Raw genomic sequence first — 17,308 nt, 5'->3', positions numbered from 1 at the left:
GAATCAATATAATGTTCCTTTCTAACAGCACTTTCTCATTTTCTACTTTTGCTTTGAATCAAAACTATTGAAAACAACATAGATTTTATCTATGATGATGTAAGCCTTTTCCATTAACTGTAGACAGAGATTTACCAGATGTAATGTTAGGAAGAAGCATCGTAAGAATAAATCCAACAATTAAGAAACAAATTAATCCATAAATACCGATATTTTGACTGTAGTTGGCAGTTAACCACCCTACGATATATGGACCTAAAAATCCGCCTAAATTCCCAAGTGCATTAATTAAGCCTCGCGTTCTACCAGCTACTTCAGGAGAAAAAAGAAGTGGAGGAATCGTCCAGAATATACTGCTTGCTGACTGTAAAAACACACCGCAGCCAATTAGAAACGCAAAGGATATCCATATATGACTAGTAAACTCAACGGAAAAAAATAAACAAATAGCGAAACAAATCATTGGCAATGCGGTATATAATTTACGATTCATGCTTCTATCAGATAACTGGGCAAAAAGATAAAGACCCACGATTGTCCCGATATAAGGAAAAATAGACAATAGTCCTACATTCCCCATCCCTGTGTGAGTTAATTCTTTTATGATAGTTGGAAGCCAAAGCGAGAAACCATAAATGCCAGTTTGATAGAAAAAGTAAATGAAAATTAATTTCCACGTATTTGCCTTTTTTAAAATGCCAATAAAGGAAGTATTCGTTTGTATTTCTTTTATTTTTTCTTGTTCTTCACGTCTTTTTCTCAATAAATAATCAAGTTCTTCCTTTGAAATCCATTTTGCATCTTCAGGCTTATCATAGATAAAAGGTAACCAAATCACGATTAAAGCGAGTGAGATAATCCCCTCGATAATAAAGACCATCCGCCAATTAGAAAATGTTAAGATCCAACCAGAAAGCGGGCCAGTAATTATGGAAGCGATTGCAATATTCATGATAAAAAAAGCATTGGCACGGCCGCGTTCTTCGTTAGGAAACCAATTACTAATAATCACCAATATCGCTGGCCATATTCCCCCTTCAGCCACGCCTAATAAAAATCGTATCATCAATAATTGAGTTGGTGATTGAACAAAACCAGAAATAACGGCTAATCCACCCCATGCTAAAATAGACCATGCTATAAACCTTTTAGCACTTCCTTTTTCTGCAATCATGCCACCAGGTACTTGCAACACCATATAACCAATAAAAAAGATACCTGCAGCTAATCCCGCTATCGTACTTGTCATCCCTAGATCCTTATCCATTCCTCCAGCAATAGCAAACGCAATGTTCGTACGATCCATGTAAGCAACAATATATACAAGTATCGTAGTCGGAATAATATGAATCCATCTTCCGTTTGGAACTTTTGTCACAAGCATAACCACCTTTCATAATCAACATCAGATGTTTTGAGGCCGATTCGTCCAGTATTCTTTTGCTTATAATTGCTAGCTGACATAAGTTTTAAATATTGAGCAACTCTTATGACAAATAAAGGACAACTAAGGAACATGCCCGGAAAAAATTCCGGGGCAGTCACTTGGCCAATGCATATCGCATTGGAACAACGTAATGAAATTCTTATTTATGGTTTAACAAACACCGTTTTGATTGATGTGAAAAATTCTTTAGCAGCTTCACCTTGTTCACGGGAACCAGAACTTGAATCCTTCATGCCTCCAAAAGGTGCTTGTAATTCTACTCCCGCTGTTTCATAGTTAACACGTACTAATCCCGCGTTGATTTCATCAATAAAATCAAACATATGATCAATATTTTTGGTAAAGATTGATGCACTTAGACCAAATGAAACGTCGTTTGCTAAATGTAATGCTTCCTCAATTGACGTTACCTTCATTAAAGCCAATACCGGTCCAAAGATTTCTTCCTGACCTATCGTCATTTCAGAATGGACATTTTCAAAAATAGTTGGTTCGACATAAAAGCCATTTTCCAAACCTGCATCTTCTGGTCGTTTTCCACCTAATAGCAACGTCGCACCTTCAGATTTTCCTTTTTCAATGTAAGAAAGAACTGTATTTAATTGCGCTTCGCTGACACTTGGTGTAATCTTCGAGTTTGGATCAAGACCATTTCCTACTGTTAATGCTTTTGTTTTTTCAATTAACATACGCTTAAAGTCATCATAAACCTTTTCATGTATAATCACCCTGCTTGTTGCAGTACATTTTTGTCCAGTTGAACTAAATCCACCGCTTATTGTTGCGTCAACTGCCTTTTCAAGATCGGCATCATCCGCAATGATAATAGGATTTTTTCCGCCCATTTCCAACTGATATTTTGCTCCGCGTGCAACTGCTTTTTGTGCAACCTCTTTACCAATCGTGTTTGATCCTGTAAAAGTAATACCGTTAACGTCTGAATGCTCAATAATTCGCCCCCCAACTATTGACCCCTTACCTGTGACAAAATTGACAACGCCTTTTGGTAAACCTGCATCATTTATACATTCAATGATCTTCGCGGCTGTTACTGCAGCCTCACTTGCCGGCTTAATGACGACTGTATTGCCATAAATAAGTGCGGGAGCCATTTTCCAAATTGGAATTGCTACTGGGAAATTCCATGGAGTAATAATCCCAACAACTCCGAGCGGTACCCGGTCTGTATACATTAACGCTCTACTATCTGAAGCCGGGATCACGTCACCTGTTTTTCGCATTCCTTCAGCAGCATAATAGCGCAGAATCGCAATCCCTCTTGCTGTTTCGCCTTTCGCCTCTGCTAAAGGTTTCCCCATTTCCCTCGTCAATGTTTCAGCAATCTCATTCTGACGTTTTTCGATGATCTCAGCGATTTTATACAAATAATTTCCACGAGCAACAGCTCCAAGCTTTCTCCAGTTTTTATACGCTTGTTTCGCCGCTGCTACCGCAAGATTAACATCGTCTTCAGTAGAGTTTTGAATGTAGCCAACAATCTCATTCTTGTTAGCTGGATTAATACTTTTCTGTGCGGTTTGTGAAGAAGATTCTACCCACTCGCCATTAATATAATTTTGATATGTTAATATCTTAGTTTGAACAGTCATATCCTTCTCCCTTTCTATCATTCTAGTCATTTACTTAACAAGCTTTTCATTAACCTGGCTTTTTACAGGATTGTTCAAAGTGCCGATACCTGGTATCTCAATTTCAATTCGATCCCCATCTTGCAAAGTAAAATCATTCGGCGGGACAATACATGTTCCTGTTAATAAAACAGTCCCATCAAAGACAACGTTATCCTTCACAAGATAGCGAACAAGTTCATCGAATTTTCTTTTGAGCTGATTCGTGTTCGCAGAGTCTTCAAATACGAGCGTTTCACCACGGTAAATACGACAAATGATTTGTATTTGATATGGATCAGCAACTGTTTCAGCCAAGCGAATTGCAGGACCTATTGAGCAAGAGTGCCGCCATACTTTTGCTTGCGGTAAATAAAGCGGATTTTCGCCTTCAATGTCGCGGCTACTCATGTCATTTCCAACCGTATAGCCTAAAATATCCCCACTGCCATTTACGACAAGTCCTAACTCCGGCTCTGGAATTTGCCACGTTGAATCACTGCGAAGATACACATCTTGTTCTGGACCAACCGTTCTCTCTTTAGTTGATTTAAAAAAGATTTCCGGTCTTTCTGCATCATATACTTTGTCATAAAAAGTCGGACCGTCTGATTGACCACCTGTTGATTCATAATTCCTCTCGTCCCTGCTTTTTTCATAGGTTACTCCCGCTGCCCATACTTCTTGTGCTTCAATCGGAACAAGAAGACGCAGTTCCTCCAAACTCTTTTCCAGAGGTAAAGAATCGTTTATCACTTCTTCCACTAATGCAGATGGCGTCATATGATGAAGCTTTGCAATTTCCACTACTTCTAAAATATCTTTGTAAGGCAAATCATATATTTGTTGCGATTCTGTAACCGCTCCCAATTGTGGTATGCCTTTATCGTTTACATAGCGAATGATTCTCATAGTATCCCCCTCCATTAGTTCAATAATAATGAACTAAGTTCTTATATTTAAACATACTTTTAACAAATAAATAATAGATATTTTTTCTTACTTTTCTTATTTTATGATTAAATTAGGATTATAGCCCATCTTACTAGAAATGTGATCGCCAACTTCTTTTATCATTGGAATCATATGATCAATCTGTCCCTCAGTCAATTTAGCTGCAGGCATAGACAAACTAATGGCCGCTGCTACTTCCCCAAGATGATTTCGAATTGGAATTGCGATACAGCTAATTCCTGGTTCATTTTCTTCATTATCAATAGCATATCCACGTTCTCGTACGATGCTTAATTCTTTCAGAAAATCTTGTTCGCTTGTAATCGTTTTTTCTGTTTGTTGTTTATAAATATAGCCATCTAGTATCTTATTGAGCTCATGTTCACTTTTGAATGCCACAAGTGCTTTCCCAACAGCACTGCTATGGATAGGAATCCTTCGACCAATGCGAGAATAAACGACGATCGCTGAAGTCCCTTCTACTTTATCAATATATAATCCTTCTTTTCCATCCAAAATGACCAAATGGATGGTGTGACCAGTTTTTCTTGAGAGCTCCAATAAATACTTCTTTGCAATAGAACGAATGTCTAAACGATTGACGACGAGATTTCCTCTTTCGAATAATTTCAAACCAAGTTTATATTTTCCTGTCTCACTATCTTGCTCAATATAGTTATGGTGCTGCAAAGTCTTTAATAGTGCATGTACCGTACTCTTATTCAAATTCATACGGTTGCTTATCTCAGTAATTTTGAGCTCTGTAGTATACTCATCAAATAAATCTAAAATACGAAGTGCTCTATCAATTGATTGAATTAGCGGCATTTAACTCAGTCCTTTTACTGTATGATTCTTGATTATAGTTTATCACTATAAATCATCCTTTTGCTGTATTTATTCCATTTTGGACTGATGATTTTCAATAGACCACTAAAACGCTAACTCTAGTAGTTCTACCTCCTTCATCAAATTATAATGTTCAATATTATAAAACCCTGTTCAATAATAATTATATTATTACAATTTGTCAGAAAAGTCAACATTGTTTATGTTTCGAAATAAATCGTTTTCCTTCTTCTGCCATAGCATTATAAGAAAACCCCATCCCTTAAGAATGGGGTTCAGCATTTTCATCCTGCGATTATGTAGAGGAGGATCATCCTTTATTAATATCTCATTTTGTCCACCTGATGATTCCATTTTTCAAAAGGACGCAGCGCTTCTTCTAATAGCTGATGATGGAATGGGATCGTGCGATTTTTTGGATCTAAGGGAACTTCTTTATAAATGAAATCATCATCAAATTGCACTGAAGCCGCATCCTGCCTTGTTGCCGCAAAATATACTGAATCTAATCGTGCCCAATAAATAGCGCCTAGACACATTGGACAAGGCTCGCAACTCGTGTAGAGTGTACATCCCGACAAATCAAATGTTTGTAATTGTTTGCATGCTTCTCTTATCGCCGTTACTTCCGCATGTGCTGTTGGATCACTGTTGGCTGTTACTCGATTTACGCCAGTAGCAATTAATTCATCTCCCTTAGCAATAACTGCTCCAAATGGCCCTCCTTTTAAAAGTACATTATTCTCAGCTAATTTAATTGCCTGCTGTAAAAACTGTCTATGGATATCCGTCATCTATGCAATTCCCCTTTTGCTCAATGTTATTATTTTTATTATTATGACTTTTATTTATTAAAATAGCAATATTTTAAATTTTTAAAAACACACTAGGAACCTTTAATACAGTATTTTACAAAAAAACAGATTCTAAATGAATCTGTTTTTTTGCGATGTAGAAGAGAAGCCATTCTATTCTATCGCAGCAGCAGTATTTACGGTCTTTGTTTTTAACTTGGAAATTGATTTCTATTTGAGGGGTCTGCTTTACATCTGCTAATTATTCAATTATAGATAAAAAATAAAACATCTTTATGAGGAGAATTAGAAGACTGAAGCAGGGGCTTATTTGTTCCATCTTAAATATAAATATTAAAGAGGCCGGGCCAAAAGTATATTAACGAAAGAAAACCCGAATATTGCGCTCCGGAAATAAACTTCGCTTTCCGCGATGGCTGGTGAGCCTCCCCGTGCCGTGCTCATGCACTGCGGGGTTTCACCGATGCCTATCCTCCCGCAAGAGTCTACGTCTATTTCCAGAGCTGGTTTATGCAATGTTCGTCTTCAGCTAACCACTTTTAAGTTTTCTGCCAGCCCTTTTTACAAATAACCGAACCTTTAACGAGCCTCTAAGAGTTTTGGACAATATTAGAAACTTTTTATCCTAAACGCATCTTAAAGTCTTGATAACCAAATTCGCGGACAACATGACAATCTCCATTTTTATCTTTTACAGCGATGGCTGGTAACGCCATACCATTAAATGTCGTGTTTTTTACCATCGTATAGATCGCCATATCACCGAAAACTAACCGATCTCCACTCTTTAATGGCTGATCAAAGGAGTAATCTCCAATTGTGTCACCTGCAAGACAGGTTTGTCCGCCAAGTCGATACGTAAATGGCTTTTCTCCTACCTCACCTGACCCAAGAAGTGGCGGGCGGTAAGGCATTTCTAACACATCAGGCATATGACATGATGCAGACGTATCAAGAATCGCAATATCCATACCGTTTTGGAGTGTGTCAAGTACAGTTGTTACCAAATAACCTGCATTAAGTGCCACTGCTTCTCCAGGCTCAAGATATACTTCCAATCCATATTTCTCCTGCATTCTTTTAATACATGCTTCTAATAATGGAATGTCATAATCTTCCCTTGTAATATGATGGCCGCCACCAAAGTTAATCCACTCCATTTGTGATAACCATGGTCCGAATTTTTCTTCCACGGCACGAAGCGTTGTTTCTAAATCATCAGCATTCTGTTGACAAAGTGTATGAAAATGTAATCCTGAAATACCTTCAAGTAAATCAGGGCGGAAATGTTCTATTGTTACACCGAATCTAGAACCTGGGGAACATGGATCATAGATAGCATGACCAACTTGAGTAGAACATTCAGGATTGATACGCAATCCTATTTTTTTTCCTGCTTTAAGCACTTTCTCTCTAAATTTCTCCACCTGTGAGAAAGAATTAAAGATAATGTGATCACAAATGGCAATAATTTCATCAATTTCATCATCACGGTAAGCTGGGGAAAAGATATGATTCTCTTTTCCCATCTCCTCGTAACCTAGCCGCGCTTCATACAAGCCGCTTGCAGTCGTACCGCTTAAATATTTCCCGACGAGAGGATACATCGTATACATCGAAAATGCTTTTTGAGCCAAAACGATCTTACATCCTGTCCGCTTCATGACTCCATTTAATATCTGTAAATTTTTCTCCAAAAGACTTTCATCGACGACATAACATGGTGTAGGTAATTCTTCAAATCTCATTTCAGTCAACAAGCTCTGGGTCAAAGCTTTCCTTCCATGGTAGTCCCCATTTGTTCAATGCTTCCATGAATGGGTCTGGATCAAACTCTTCAATATTGTATACGCCTTTATAATCCCATGTTCCTGTCATTAACATCATCGCACCAATCATTGCAGGGACACCTGTTGTATATGCCACTGCTTGAGAACCCACTTCTTTATAACATGCTTCATGATCACATACATTGTATAAATAATATGTTTTATCTTTCCCATCTTTTTTGCCGCGGAAGATACAGCCGATATTTGTCTTACCTTTCGTACGTGGTCCAAGTGAAGAAGGATCTGGTAAAACGGCTTTTAAGAATTGAAGTGGAATAATTTGTTTCCCTTCAAATTCAATTGGCTCAATCGAAGTCATCCCTACATTTTCAAGACATTTTAAATGAGTAAGATAGCTTTGGCCGAATGTCATGAAGAAACGGATACGTTTAATGCCCGGAATATTTAGTGCAAGAGATTCAATTTCTTCGTGATGCAATAAGTACATATCCTTTTCGCCAACTTCAGGGAAATTGTACACACGTTTGATTTCCATTGGCTCAGTTTCAATCCATTTACCATTTTCCCAGTAGCTTCCTTTTGCTGAAACTTCACGGATATTAATTTCAGGATTGAAATTCGTTGCAAAAGGATAGCCATGATCACCTGCATTACAATCAAGAATATCAATATATTCAATTTCATCAAAATGATGTTTCAATGCATATGCAGAAAACACACCTGTTACACCAGGATCAAATCCGCTTCCTAAAAGAGCTGTGATACCAGCTTCTTTGAAACGTTCACGATATTCCCATTGCCATTTGTATTCAAATTTTGCCGTATCTTCTGGCTCGTAGTTTGCTGTATCTAAATAGTTTGTTTTTGTTGCAAGACAAGCGTCCATGATCGTTAAATCCTGATATGGTAATGCTAAGTTCATCACGACATCTGGTTTTACCTTTTCAATTAAAGCAATTAGCTCTTCTACATTATTTGCATCTACTTGTGCAGTTGAAATTTTCGTTTTTCCACCATCTAGTTTTGCTTTTAACTCATCACATTTTGATTTCGTACGGCTTGCGATACAAATCTCCTCAAAAACCTCACTGTTTTGACAACATTTATGGATGGCTACTGAAGCCACCCCACCACAACCGATAATAAGTGCCTTTCCCATTCTCTAATCTCCTCACTATGTAAATTTTCTAACATAAACAACACAACAGGCTAAGAACTTTCTTCTTAGGATGTCTGTAGTATTGTAATATCCTTAAAAAAATGGTTTAAACAATAAAAAAGCAAGTGCAGGACGCAAAATCGCGCATAACACTTGCTTTAGATATAGTCATCAATATTAAAAAAGCATACATACGTAAATTCAAAGACATTATGGAAGAAAGCTCTTTAATATTCAAAATATATCTTCATTAGATAGAGTCTATATAGCAAATAATTACTTTTAGTACTCTTATTGACTGTTTCACAAGTTGATGGTATGCACTGGTTGTAAAGTAACCAACTTATAAAATTTGAGCTTTTAACTCAATCAATAAGGCAACTAAAGTTGCCAATCGGCATTTGACCCGGCTGTCCGTATGGCCATTCCTTCCTTATAAGAAGTGGTCAAAATTATCTGCTTGGAAAGCCCCCTTGATATATTGAATATTAGGTTTCCAATTAATGCTTCTTTATATTATCAGCATATACTAAAAATAGCAAGGCTAAAAATAAAAATTATTTTTCAAACTTCGAAACGGAAACAACTATATTATTTCAGCTAAGTAAGAAAGATGATATTCACGGAGGGCGCTGAAAACCCTTGGCTTTTTAGTTACCGTAGCTACTTTCCCTTATTTTTGATCCATTATTTTCAATATTCTTTTTAGATTTACTGTGAATATAGCCATGCGCTTTGCAGTTCCATGCCTAATAAACCCGAGGATTTTGCCATATGAGTTTTATATCAAAAAAGGATGAATCAGCGGTTTTATGACCTCCTTTTGCATCCTTCTCTTCGGAGCTTTGTAAATGTTCAATATTATCGGTAACCCTTTCTTTAAATGTCCCTTTACTTTTGGATACTCGATAGAGCTTTTTCCTTTTCAATTATGTCAATAAACTCCTGGCAATAAGCAATTTCATCTTCCGAAACATCGGTTGTATTTTTGACATGAAACTTGTTTTTCATAGACACATCTATAACTTTTCTCAGCTTCTTAGAACGGGCCATCAGTATTTCTCTTGGTTTCATTTGGTTGTAGCAAGCTTTTGTAGGTAGCATCTACAATAATGGCTTTACTCTTTATAATTCCTTTCTCAATGGCAATTTCAATGGTTTTATTGATTAACAGACCAAAAGATTTACATCTTTTAAACCCGTTTGAAATTAATATGTTCATTATATCTTTTTAAATTTAGCCTAGGTAAAAAACGTGGTTGATTGCAGTGGAAAGCGAAGGCGCCTGGAGCGGAAATTAACAGCCCAATTTAATATCACAATTTAATTTAAGAGACTTTTTCAGTGTCCTCGCATTCACGCTATCTTTTTGCTAACTGACATCACTAAATGCAAGCCCATGCTGCATTTGGTACATTTGATAATATGTTCCTTTTTGAGCCATTAATGAATCATGACTGCCATGCTCAACGATTTCTCCTCGATCTAACACGATGATTTGATCTGCATTTTTAATCGTGGAAAGACGATGAGCAATAACAAATGTCGTTCGCCCTCTTTTCAATACATCCATTGCACCTTGAATGAGTGCTTCCGTTTCCGTATCAATATTTGATGTTGCTTCATCTAATATTAAAATAGCAGGATTGAATGCTAATGCTCGCGCAAACGATATGAGCTGTCTCTGTCCTGCTGATAACGTACTTCCTTTTTCAATAACTGGTTCATCTATCCCTTTTTCAAGATGTTGCAAAATTTGCTCTGCCCCTACTGCTTTCAGAACGTCCTCTACTTTTTCACGCGTTATCCGCGGATCATTTAAACTGACATTCGTAAAAATTGTCCCTGTAAATAAATATGGGTCTTGAAGTACAATGCCCATATGCTCACGCAATGTTTGTTTCGGTATGTCTTGAATATTGACTCCATCAATACGAATTTCCCCTTTTTGGCAATCATAAAATCGAAACAATACGTTCATAATGGAACTTTTTCCGGAACCACTATGACCGACAAGTGCTATCGTTTCCCCTTGTTTTGCCTCAAAATGAATGTCCTTCAGTACGTATTGATGGTCCTTATAGCCAAAATAAACATGGTCAAAAGTAACATTTCCTTGAAAACGGGGAATCGTTTGCTTGCTCACAGTGATCCCTTCCTGATCAAGCAAATGAAAAACACGTTCACCCGCAACGAGTGCTTGCTCTAAATTGCCAAATTGGTTCACAATATTATTAATTGGATTAAATAAACGATTTATATAATCAATGTAAGCATATAATAATCCAATTGATAATGTCGTTTGGATGCCAATCGCATCGTGGCCAAAATACCAAATAAACACTACAAAAATTAGATTTCTCAATATTCCTACTAGATTATGAGAAGATAAAGAGTTTAAAGTTAACAATTTATTTTGATATTTATAATGGGTGTCGTTCAGCTGCTCAAAGTCATGATAAACTTGTTTTTGGCGCCGAAAGACTTGGATAATACTCATACCTTGTATCGCTTCATTCAGCATCGCATTTAGCTCACTGTTTTTTGAACGAATGATATGGTTGTATTTTTGTGCAAAGATCCGGTAAATTTTCATCCAGACATATAATATCGGCAGTAGCACCAAACAAAACAGAGCCAATTTTGCATCCAATAGAAACATCGCCGTATAAATCCCAGCCATATAAATGATGCCTGTAAGAAAATTTGATAATACTGCTACATAAAGATCGTGGATCGCTTCTGTATCATTCGTAATGCGGGCAACAACTTTTCCTGCGGGCAAATGATCAAAATAAGAGATTGGTAATCTTTGCAGCTGGCTAAACAAATCATTGCGCATTTTTTGAATGATGCGATTTGCAGCTTTTTGAAGATAATAAAACTGACCATATGCTGCTACACCTGACACAATAAATAATAATAGATATACGATAAATCGTTTTAACATATATGGGACTTCAGGCTGGTAAAAATGAAAAATATCTGTAACCGATAATGGTGTCGCTTTATATGATGTCGTTTTTCCATGAAGAGAGACAATAAGTACATGGTTCTTAACAGTCCGTTCTCCCTCCTGCGGTACATCACTGTTCACAAAATAAAAATACTTACCAACTTGTAATATGCTTGCTTTCTTTCCTTCTTTTTCTTCTGCTGTTGCATAGGTCATCCTTTTATATAACTTTCCTTGAAAGTGAACAGCTTGCGATGAATGATTCGTTTCAACCCATCCGTGTTCAATGCCAAGTATATGATGATCAATTAAATTTTTCGCAACGAGCGGACTTAAAACATCCGCACTGACCGAAAGGATTAATGCAATGACCGCTGTTAAAATGATGCCTTTAACATGCAAAGCGTATTGAAATAACCGTTTTGCGACCACTATGCTTGCACCTCCATTTGTCCCGGCAGATGAACTTGTTGGCGATCAAATTGCTGTCTATACCATCCATTGAGCGCAAGCAGCTGTTCATGAGTGCCTTCTTCGATAATGTTGCCGTCATCCAAAACAACAATCCACTGAGCGTGTTCAATCGCAGACAAACGATGGGTCACGATAATCGTCGTTTTATCTGCTCTTTCTTTACGAATATTGCAAATGATCCGCGCCTCTGTTTTGGCATCAACAGCTGATAAGGCATCATCTAGTATGAGCAGCTCTGGATCGACCATTAATGCACGAGCAATGGAAATCCGTTGTTTCTGTCCACCTGAAAGTGACACACCTTTTTCCCCGACTAAAGTGTCAAGTCCATTTGGAAACATTCGAATATCTTTATCTAATGCCGTAAGTTTAATCACTTTTTGAACTTCTTCCTCTGCAGCATCATCAACACCAAATAAAATATTTTCTTTCACTGTTCGTGAAAATAAGAAATGCGATTGAGGGACATAGCCAATCCAGCTGCGAATTTGCTCTTTAGATAACTCATCTATTCTAGTGTTCGCTACCATTACAGTACCTTCACCAAGCGGATATTCCCGCAGCAGTTGTTTAATGAATGTTGTTTTTCCACTCCCAGTTTTTCCTACAACACCAATTGTATCTCCACGGTGAATATGGAGATGGATATGTTTGAGATTCATCGTTTTTGAGCGTGGATACTGAAATGAACTATTTTCAAATGTAATATCACCTAACTTCTTCAACTCTTTTGGTTTCTCTGGATCTTCTACATCTTCACACTCATTCAATGTCTCCTGCACACGGTCCAAAGAGGCATTTCCCCGCTGCATAACATTAATCAGTTCACCGATCGCAAACATTGGCCACGTTAACATCCCTAAAAATACATTAAATGATACTAAATTTCCTAATGTAATCTTTTGATGAAATACCAAATAAGCACCATATGATAAACCGATCGTATAACTTAAACCTGCTACAATTTTAGTTAATGGATTGAAGAGCGCATCGATTTTTGCAACAGTAACATTTTTATGATAAACGTCATCTGTCATCGCTTTAAAAACTGATTCTTCTTTCAATTCCTGATTGTATGCACGGATAACACGAACGCCTTCAACAGACTCTAAAACTCGATCGTTTAATTGACCGAAAGCATCTTGGGCGACCGTATAGCGTTCGTGAATTTTTCCACCTAAATATTTAATGCCGATCGCAAGAATAGGTAATGGCAATATAGAAGCAAATGTTAATTTCCATGACACGAATACTCCCATCGTCATAATAATAGTAAGCATATACATCGTGGAATCTACAAGTGTAAGAATGCCAAATCCCGCTGTCATTGACACCGCTTTTAAATCATTCGTTCCTCTTGCCATTAAATTTCCTGTTCGATTTTTTTCAAAAAATGTCGGTCCCATTTTCAACAAATGATTCATAAGTCGTGAACGCAATGTTTTCTCAACAATGAAAGCACCGCCAAATAAAGCGTACTGCCAAATATACGTAATAAGATAGTTTAATATTGAACCAGTAAGAAAAATAGCGATATACAAGCTAAATAATTTTGCTGATAATTCACCAAGATAAAGTTTATCGATCGTATTGCCAATCATCATCGGGGGAATAACCTCAAAAAAATTACATAGAGACAGCGTAACAATTGCGATGCTATACCTTTTCCAATATTGTTTAAAAAACCAGCGCAATTTCACTAACACACTAAACAAAGGATACTCCTCCTCTTCTTTTGTTTCGATTTATTAGCCCGTTTCGTCATCTGATATGGAAATACAGACAATTAATTTACGCAATGTCATCATCCTTTCATTTATAAAAGCTGTTTTATTATCAAAAAAAGTTGTTTATTTCTACACCGAGTTGCTCGTCTCCCGGAAAATTAGGTAGCACAAAAAAACATAGTGCGCTCTTTATGATGAGTGCACTATGCTTCATAAAAATGCGCAGGATTGTAACCTGCGCTATCATTTCAAACTAAAAGGCAATGTCAAATTAGGCAGGTTACGGTTGTATGAGGTTGTTGCGTTTTTTGAACTACCACTAATCTTCGCATGACACGTAACCACCTTTCAATAATATTAAGAATATTCCCATCTTATCACATCGGGAAATATTCCGTCAATTTGCAATTTGAATTTCATCTGACCACTCAATGATGATGGTGATGATGGTGCTCCCGATCTTTAGCTGGATTTGTAATGACAAATTCCTCTTGTGGGACATAGAAATATTGAATCCAAACACCATCTAAAAACTCTTCACGAGCATCAACAAGGATATCAATGTCCTTATCTGTTTTGACAATTTCATCATGTTCTTTCGGTGTATCTAAAGCAATATCATAATGGGCATGATCCCCATGCATATGTGTAATATAAACTCGGATCATCTTCCCTTCTGCTTCAGGAGTGCTTAATATACTGTTTAATTTTTTAGCTGCATTGCGATTGATCTTTACGTTCATCTTATTACCTCTATTCTATTATTTTGCTTCTTTATTATGCCACGATTGCAGGAAAACACAAAATATCCTGCACAAAAACGATCACATGATGGAACAAAACTGTTTGCATTATACAACTAATTGATTGTATAATACAACTGATTTTGCTGAAACCACAATAACGATGAGAAAGAAAAAGGTTGGATAAAATGGCTGATTATGTAAAAGATACGATTGAAACGATAGAGCATGAAATTGTTGTATTATTACGGAGAGCCGATTTTAAAAGAACATTAGATGGGCGCCAAAAAAGCCTTGATCGCTCAGGATATTTAATTTTGCAGCGACTTTACGAAGATGGTCCAACAACGACGAAAGAGCTTTCAAAGCTTTTTCAATTAAATATTTCAACCGTCAGCAGACAAATTGCCGCCCTTGAGTCAAAAGGATTGATTGCACGAGAAATTGATGAAAAAGACGCTCGTGTTAGCTTTCTTTCAATTACTGAAGATGGTCGCCGTGCCTTTTTACATTCAAAAAAAGAGCGTTATGAGAGTTATACGGAAATATTGGAAGGCTGGACAGATGAAGAGCGTGACATTTTCGCAACGTTACTGACCCGATTAAATCGCAAAATCGAAAAAAGAAGAAAACTGCAATCATAATACATAGGAGGAAAAACATGAATTCATTAAATCTTGATTTTAACAAAACTGCACTCGTCCTAATAGATCTTCAAAAAGGAATTGTCGCATCTCCAGGTGGCGAAGAAGTTGTAGAAAATGCTGTCAAACTTATCGACGTATTTAGAAAAAATAATGGCTTTATTAGTTTCGTACGTGTCGCTTTTCACGATGGAAAGGATGCTCTTTCACCAATCCTTGATCAAGCACCGGCTAAATTTGAACGTCCATCAGATTGGGCAGTTTTAGATTCTCGTCTTGGCGTACAAGAAAATGATTATATTGTTACGAAAAGACAATGGGGTGCTTTTTTTGGAACAGATCTAGATCTTCAATTAAGAAGACGCGGCATTGACACAATTGTCCTCTGCGGAATTGCTACGAATATTGGGGTAGAAAGTACTGCTCGTGAAGCATTCCAATATGGCTATCAACAAATCTTTATTACAGACGCAATGACTACTTTCAGTAAAGAGGAACACGATGCAACGATTCGTTATATTTTCCCAAGAATCGGCAGAATTAGAACGACAGAGGAATTTGTGAATCAGGTGCAACAATGAAAAGCCTAAAACAAAATCGTGCCTTATTTTTAACGGCCATTGCGTCAGGGACAATGCTCAATCCGCTTAATTCATCGATGATTTCCTTGGCATTGCACAGTATTCAAAAAGATTTCCATCTTTCTTTCTCAACAGTGTCGTGGCTTATTTCAGCTTTCTATTTAGCAAGTGCTGTTGCCCAACCAGTCACCGGTAAAATCGGTGACTTAGTGGGCCGCAAAAAAGTCTTTCTAATTGGCCTATTGCTTGTTGCCGTATCTGCCTTTGGGGCACCATTGGCACCAAGTTTTTTCTTTTTAGTTGTCATGCGTTTATTCCAATCTGTCGGAAGCAGCGCCATTTATCCATCTGGTGTAGCACTGATCAGAAATCATATTCACGAAAATCAAGCATCAGCATTGGCCGTCTTATCAATTTTTGCTTCAGCAATGACCGCTCTTGGACCAACAGTTGGTGGACTATTAATCGGCATCGGTAATTGGCCAACGATTTTTACCGTTAACTTCCCTTTTATCGTGATTAGCTTTCTACTTGGATGGTACATGATTCCGAAAGATGAGAAAAAGAAAGACAGCGACTTAAAAAGTATCCTCCATTTAGATTGGTTCGGCATTTTATTATTTTCAATCGGTCTTGTCTTTCTATTATGGTTCTTATTATCACTTGATACCGCCTTTCATATTGTAGCCGGTATGATTGGTATCGTCTTCCTGGTGATTTTTGTATGGCATGAATTAAAAGCAAAAACACCTTTTATCGATATTCATTTTTTGAACCAAAATCGGCCGTTAACAATGGTCTATATTCAATTCATCGTCCTTAATTTATTTAATTATTGTCTATTTTTCGGATTACCGAGTTTTTTCCAAGACAGTATGCATTTAAGCGTGCATGCCAGCGGCTTAATGATGTTATTTATGTCTGGTGCCAGCATCCTTGTTTCCTTATTGACAGGAAAATGGGTCGATAAAGTCGGTGCTGTTAAGCCGATCAAAATTGGTACGTTTACAATGATCCTTGGTGCAATTTTACTCACGCTCTTCTTTGTACATGTACCGATTTGGGCAATGGGCATCATTTTATTTGTTCTCGGCATTGGTTATGGTATTGGCAATGTCGCTCTGCAAGTTGCGATGTTGGACACAACACCTGAAAAAATGGTCGGCACAAGTTCCGGTCTCTTTCAAACTTGCCGCTATTTAGGCTCTATTTTGTCTTCTGTCGTTCTTGGAATGGTGTTTGGAAAAGCAATCACTCCTTCACATTTTGTTACGTTAGGGATTATTTTAATTGTGACAAGTATCATTTCTATGCTGATGAGTATGAGATTTTCAAAATTAACATCTGCTACCCACTTAGCGTAAATACGTTAATTGACAAAAAACCGCGTGGATAATCATCCAAGCGGTTTTTTTATTGAGCAGTAAACATTGTATAAAATATTGGCTCTATTATATTTGTTGGGGTGTGAATAAAATTCAGACATAAAAATACACGTAAACTCCTAAATCCTTTACACTTGAATTGTCGAGAAACAAATG

General features: G+C 37.1%; 13 protein-coding genes and 1 pseudogene. 3 read left to right on the top strand and 11 right to left on the bottom strand.

What is annotated here, in order from left to right; genetic code table 11:
• Positions 1 to 85: 85 nt before the first annotated feature.
• From G4D61_RS14015 to G4D61_RS13970, 11 genes and pseudogenes are all read right to left on the bottom strand, one after another.
• Positions 86 to 1,378, bottom strand: a complete 1,293-nt coding sequence (locus tag G4D61_RS14015; protein WP_197023484.1) for an MFS transporter — start codon at positions 1,376 to 1,378, stop codon at positions 86 to 88.
• 212 nt (positions 1,379 to 1,590) lie between these two features.
• The gene (gene gucD, locus G4D61_RS14010; RefSeq protein WP_163174185.1) at positions 1,591 to 3,057 is read right to left on the bottom strand and encodes an alpha-ketoglutaric semialdehyde dehydrogenase GucD; all 1,467 of its coding nucleotides are present in this window, start codon (positions 3,055 to 3,057) and stop codon (positions 1,591 to 1,593) included.
• Between the two features lie 30 nt (positions 3,058 to 3,087).
• Positions 3,088 to 3,987, bottom strand: a complete 900-nt coding sequence (locus tag G4D61_RS14005) for a fumarylacetoacetate hydrolase family protein (RefSeq protein ID WP_025728578.1) — start codon at positions 3,985 to 3,987, stop codon at positions 3,088 to 3,090.
• 96 nt (positions 3,988 to 4,083) lie between these two features.
• Complete coding sequence (locus G4D61_RS14000) at positions 4,084 to 4,857, bottom strand: IclR family transcriptional regulator (protein ID WP_025728576.1); 774 nt, start codon at positions 4,855 to 4,857, stop codon at positions 4,084 to 4,086.
• A 341-nt stretch (positions 4,858 to 5,198) separates the two neighbouring features.
• Positions 5,199 to 5,672 carry a nucleoside deaminase gene (locus G4D61_RS13995; protein WP_025728574.1) on the bottom strand — a complete coding sequence of 158 codons (474 nt, stop codon included), beginning with the start codon at positions 5,670 to 5,672 and terminating at the stop codon, positions 5,199 to 5,201.
• A gap of 641 nt (positions 5,673 to 6,313) precedes the next feature.
• A complete protein-coding gene (nspC, locus tag G4D61_RS13990) occupies positions 6,314 to 7,441 on the bottom strand; it encodes a carboxynorspermidine decarboxylase (RefSeq protein WP_025728572.1) in 1,128 nt (375 codons plus the stop codon).
• 1 nt (position 7,442) lies between these two features.
• Positions 7,443 to 8,642 (bottom strand): saccharopine dehydrogenase family protein, encoded by a 1,200-nt coding sequence (locus G4D61_RS13985; protein ID WP_035354980.1) that lies wholly within the window; start codon positions 8,640 to 8,642, stop codon positions 7,443 to 7,445.
• Between the two features lie 762 nt (positions 8,643 to 9,404).
• A pseudogene (locus tag G4D61_RS18235) lies at positions 9,405 to 9,816 on the bottom strand (IS5/IS1182 family transposase); the annotation flags it as partial.
• Positions 9,817 to 10,014: 198 nt separating this feature from the next.
• Complete coding sequence (locus G4D61_RS13980; RefSeq protein ID WP_035354978.1) at positions 10,015 to 12,030, bottom strand: ABC transporter ATP-binding protein; 2,016 nt, start codon at positions 12,028 to 12,030, stop codon at positions 10,015 to 10,017.
• Positions 12,030 to 13,787, bottom strand: coding sequence for an ABC transporter ATP-binding protein (locus G4D61_RS13975; RefSeq protein ID WP_025728563.1), 1,758 nt, complete (start codon positions 13,785 to 13,787; stop codon positions 12,030 to 12,032). Before G4D61_RS13975 ends, G4D61_RS13980 begins: the two co-directional genes overlap by 1 nt.
• A gap of 440 nt (positions 13,788 to 14,227) precedes the next feature.
• On the bottom strand, positions 14,228 to 14,542 hold the full coding sequence (locus G4D61_RS13970; RefSeq protein WP_025728561.1) for a heme biosynthesis protein HemY: 315 nt from the start codon (positions 14,540 to 14,542) through the stop codon (positions 14,228 to 14,230).
• Between the two features lie 188 nt (positions 14,543 to 14,730).
• Between G4D61_RS13970 and G4D61_RS13965 the strand changes: the two genes are divergently transcribed.
• From G4D61_RS13965 to G4D61_RS13955, 3 genes are read left to right on the top strand one after another with little or no spacing between them, the layout of a single operon-like run.
• Entirely contained in the window at positions 14,731 to 15,186 is a 456-nt protein-coding gene (locus G4D61_RS13965) for a MarR family winged helix-turn-helix transcriptional regulator (RefSeq protein WP_025728559.1), read from the top strand.
• Between the two features lie 17 nt (positions 15,187 to 15,203).
• Positions 15,204 to 15,767 (top strand): isochorismatase family protein, encoded by a 564-nt coding sequence (locus tag G4D61_RS13960; RefSeq protein ID WP_025728557.1) that lies wholly within the window; start codon positions 15,204 to 15,206, stop codon positions 15,765 to 15,767.
• Positions 15,764 to 17,131, top strand: a complete 1,368-nt coding sequence (locus tag G4D61_RS13955) for an MFS transporter (RefSeq protein WP_025728556.1) — start codon at positions 15,764 to 15,766, stop codon at positions 17,129 to 17,131. Before G4D61_RS13960 ends, G4D61_RS13955 begins: the two co-directional genes overlap by 4 nt.
• Positions 17,132 to 17,308 lie beyond the last annotated feature (177 nt).

The organism is Heyndrickxia ginsengihumi (assembly GCF_011008565.1).
In the GTDB taxonomy this organism is placed as follows: Bacteria; Bacillota; Bacilli; order Bacillales; family Bacillaceae_C; genus Weizmannia; species Weizmannia ginsengihumi.
This window is presented reverse-complemented; position numbering and strand designations above follow the sequence as displayed.